At 48.6% G+C, this 3,009-nt stretch carries 7 protein-coding genes; 4 read left to right on the forward strand and 3 right to left on the reverse strand.

Features of this window, described 5'->3' with window-relative positions:
• A partial coding sequence (locus tag D5S03_RS00020; RefSeq protein WP_502697103.1) for a transposase occupies positions 1 to 206 on the reverse strand: 206 nt, incomplete at its 3' end.
• A gap of 386 nt (positions 207 to 592) precedes the next feature.
• Between D5S03_RS00020 and D5S03_RS00025 the strand changes: the two genes are divergently transcribed.
• Positions 593 to 1,261 carry a TIGR03790 family protein gene (locus tag D5S03_RS00025; protein ID WP_008868403.1) on the forward strand — a complete coding sequence of 223 codons (669 nt, stop codon included), beginning with the start codon at positions 593 to 595 and terminating at the stop codon, positions 1,259 to 1,261.
• 13 nt (positions 1,262 to 1,274) lie between these two features.
• On the opposite strand, the gene D5S03_RS00030 is transcribed toward D5S03_RS00025, so the two are convergent.
• Both D5S03_RS00030 and D5S03_RS00035 read right to left on the reverse strand, forming a co-directional pair.
• Positions 1,275 to 1,652 carry a type II toxin-antitoxin system VapC family toxin gene (locus D5S03_RS00030; protein ID WP_008868402.1) on the reverse strand — a complete coding sequence of 126 codons (378 nt, stop codon included), beginning with the start codon at positions 1,650 to 1,652 and terminating at the stop codon, positions 1,275 to 1,277.
• Positions 1,649 to 1,885 (reverse strand): type II toxin-antitoxin system Phd/YefM family antitoxin, encoded by a 237-nt coding sequence (locus D5S03_RS00035; RefSeq protein ID WP_008868401.1) that lies wholly within the window; start codon positions 1,883 to 1,885, stop codon positions 1,649 to 1,651. The genes D5S03_RS00030 and D5S03_RS00035 overlap by 4 nt, the downstream gene beginning before the upstream one ends.
• A 242-nt stretch (positions 1,886 to 2,127) precedes the next feature.
• Between D5S03_RS00035 and D5S03_RS00040 the strand changes: the two genes are divergently transcribed.
• The 3 genes from D5S03_RS00040 to D5S03_RS00050 all read left to right on the forward strand — a co-directional run.
• On the forward strand, positions 2,128 to 2,397 hold the full coding sequence (locus D5S03_RS00040) for a type II toxin-antitoxin system Phd/YefM family antitoxin (RefSeq protein ID WP_008868400.1): 270 nt from the start codon (positions 2,128 to 2,130) through the stop codon (positions 2,395 to 2,397).
• Positions 2,394 to 2,678 carry a type II toxin-antitoxin system RelE family toxin gene (locus tag D5S03_RS00045; RefSeq protein ID WP_008868399.1) on the forward strand — a complete coding sequence of 95 codons (285 nt, stop codon included), beginning with the start codon at positions 2,394 to 2,396 and terminating at the stop codon, positions 2,676 to 2,678. The genes D5S03_RS00040 and D5S03_RS00045 overlap by 4 nt, the downstream gene beginning before the upstream one ends.
• Before the next feature lie 118 nt (positions 2,679 to 2,796).
• Positions 2,797 to 3,009, forward strand: a 213-nt coding sequence (locus D5S03_RS00050; RefSeq protein WP_287042324.1) for a hypothetical protein, incomplete at its 3' end; no start/stop codon positions are given.

Raw genomic sequence — 3,009 nt, forward strand, 5'->3', positions numbered from 1 at the left:
AGGGCATAATAGCTGATGTTGAATTTTTCAGAGCTCTCCTTGAGCAGGCCAAGCATGGTCAGGTAATCTCTATCATCTAGAAACAGCGGGTCTTTGCCGGCCGCACGCTGGGTGATATGTGATATCAACCCAGGTTCATCAAGCTTGTATCTTGCTCTGAATATCCGCTGTACATTTCCTGTTATGCCCGGCTCGAAATGGTCCATGCCTTGCCCCTTTTTGCACATTTCGCGTCAAGCCCGTTTTGAGAACTTAAAACAAATGGCTGCCTTATGCAATAGCTTTATTGCACATATCGAGCTTGACGCGAAATGTGCAAGTCTCTGCACTGAAGAAAAAAGGGCATAGAAAGAAGTTTTAAAAAACGCATGTCGTGAGATAAAGCCTGCAATTGAAAGTATCGGTTTCATCCTCGGGAATCCGTTTGGTAAACACCGATATCTTGTTTTTGAACTGGGAAAAGCATACAGGCATTTTAATGGCCATTTTTTGCACATTTCGCGTCAAGCGCTATATGTGCAAACAGGCTACGACGATGTTCAGGGCTTTGAGGGAATATACAGTCAGCAATTTGTAATCAATGGCAAGGCTTATGTTTATCAACAGATACGGTTTTGTTTTTTTGATGATTGTTGTGGTGATGGCAGTAAGCTTTCTGCAGCAGAAAGAGGCCGGGGCTTCTCTCAAGCCCGAGGAGATCCTGGTAGTGGCCAACAAGATCCAGACAGAGGAAGCAGGCCTGCAGGGCAGGGCATACTTTGACGCCAGATGGCCCATGCCTGATGAGCGTCCCCAGGGGGGCTACGGCCTGTATGATTACTCCCTGCACCAGGCTGCGCTGCATCTGCAGTCCAATGACATTATGCCGGTAACAGTTGAGGAGACCAGCGCGCTTTTTCAGCCCGGGGACTGCCCTGAAGCAGCCCTGTATGCGGGCTGGTACAGTCTGGCCAGGTATGTGCCGGCCTTTGAATGGCAGCCTGGTTCTGTGGGGTATCATATTGCCAGCCAGGAGTGCCAGAGCCTGAGAAGGGGAGAGTACTGGTGCAAGAGGATGCTGGAAGAAGGTGTAGCTGCCACTCTGGGGCCGGTGGGCGAGCCGTACGTGCAGGCCTTTCCCCCTCCGGAGATCTTTTTGCCCTGCTTACGGACGGGCGTCTTAGTCTGGCAGAAGTCTATTTTAATTCCATACCATCCTGGTCCTGGAAGATGGTCCTGGTGGGAGATCCGTTGTACCGGCCGTTCAAGAATTAGCTGCTGATGATTATTCAGGGCTACGGCTGAAATTTCTTGATTTCAAGGCCTTTCAGGGCCCTGTAATGTTTATCGTTACCAGTGAGGACAGGCTGTGCATGCACCTGTGCAGTAGCTGCAATCAGGGCATCTGCCAGCTGGACGGAGTGGCTGAGAAAGTGCTCCTCAACATAGAACATGGCTTTTATGGAGATTTCCTCGGAAATATACAGAATCTGAGTTTTCCATGCATGCAGGGCTTTGCGCAGAGTGGCCAGTTCTTGCTTGTTTCTCATGCCCTGGACCAGCTCCATGTAGGTCACCACAGAGATGTAGAAGTATTCCGACTCCTCGATGATTCGAAATGCATTCTGGTTACCCTTAAGATACCAGATCAGGACGTCTGTATCCAAGATCATGCGAATCTTCCCTGGCGTAATCTTCGAATGTAGCCATCCACATCTGCAACAGATTCGTTATCCTGCCACATTCCGAACAATTTTTCCTTGTACTCATCGTCCTTGGCTGCCTGGTAAGGGACAAGTCTGGCGCAGGGTTTGCCGCGGTAGGTGATAATCACTTCTTCCCCTCTGCTGACTGTGTCCAGGATTTCCCTGGAGAAAAACCTTAAGTCCTTGGCCGTTGTTTTCATGGTGCCTCCGGGACATAGTTTATACTTTTTTATGTAAACTCTGTCTGGAGCAAGGTCAAGTTGTATTCTTTGGTGATTTCGACCTTGTGTCTTGCATATTGTTTTTGAAAGGGCCTTAATATTCATATCCCCCGAAGCGATTTAACCGGGATGCTCTTCAGGTACTTCAGGGTGCATGTCTTGACGATTGCATAAAATCGGATTATTTTCAGAATTATTGTTCTGTAAAAGAGGGTATAATTATGAGACAAGATGAATACATCTCTGCTACCAACCTGTCCAAGAAAACATCCGCAACCCTGGACGCTTTTGACAGAGGTGAGATGGAAAAGATGATAGTCCTGAAAAACAACTCTCCCAAGGCGGTGCTTTTGTCCATGGAAGCTTTCCAGGCCATGCAGGAGGAGCTTGAAGATTTGCGGATGGCCTCTCTTGCCCTGGTCCGGCAGGAAACTTTTGACCCGAAAAAAGCTCTGTCCCATGAACAGATCATGGAGAGATTTTCCAGGTGACCTGGACTGTAATTTACCACCAGGATGTTGAAGAGGACCTGTTAAGTCTTGGTCCAGCTATGGCCGGTCGGGTCGTCAGAGCCATAGATTCCAAGCTGACCCGTGCTCCTCTGGATTTTGGCCTCCCTCTGTCCGGAAATCTGACTGATTTCAGAAAACTCAGTGTTGGGGACTGCAGGGTTGTGTCCAGGGTTTTCCAGGAACAGGTTTATGTTCTGGCTGTAGGTCCAAGAAGGGATAAAGAGATATACAGGATGGCCGGAACAAGGAAGAGAGAGTAGATATTTCTGTTAGCTGATTCTCTGTCTGAAGAATAAGAAATATCCACCATGAAGAGCATCCCGGTGAAATTCAGCAAATCTGGACTGCTGCATTATTTCATTGGACAGGTGAAGGGCCATGAAGGGAAGAGGCCATCTCTTTCCCGGTCTTAAGCGAATTCTGGACCAGTTCAGATTACTTACCATGCCGCCAACTGGCATCACTTTGACTGTAACCATTCAGGGGGTGCCGAAATCGGCCTGGGGACAGTCCCCGCGACACATTGCCTTCACAATCACCAATATTACAAGCGCAAAATTCCGTGATCCTGCACAGACCTACACAGCGAGG

Source organism: Desulfonatronospira sp. MSAO_Bac3, assembly GCF_003838035.1.
GTDB classification, from domain to species: Bacteria; Desulfobacterota; Desulfovibrionia; order Desulfovibrionales; family Desulfonatronovibrionaceae; genus Desulfonatronospira; species Desulfonatronospira thiodismutans.

Bases quoted from the DNA above. Each gene is read 5' to 3' on its own strand.
- D5S03_RS00035 (WP_008868401.1), bottom strand. From the start codon at position 1,885: ATGAAAACAACGGCCAAGGACTTAAGGTTTTTCTCCAGGGAAATCCTG.
- D5S03_RS00030 (WP_008868402.1), bottom strand. From the start codon at position 1,652: ATGATCTTGGATACAGACGTCCTGATCTGGTATCTTAAGGGTAACCAG.
- D5S03_RS00025 (WP_008868403.1), top strand. From the start codon at position 593: ATGTTTATCAACAGATACGGTTTTGTTTTTTTGATGATTGTTGTGGTG.
- D5S03_RS00040 (WP_008868400.1), top strand. From the start codon at position 2,128: ATGAGACAAGATGAATACATCTCTGCTACCAACCTGTCCAAGAAAACA.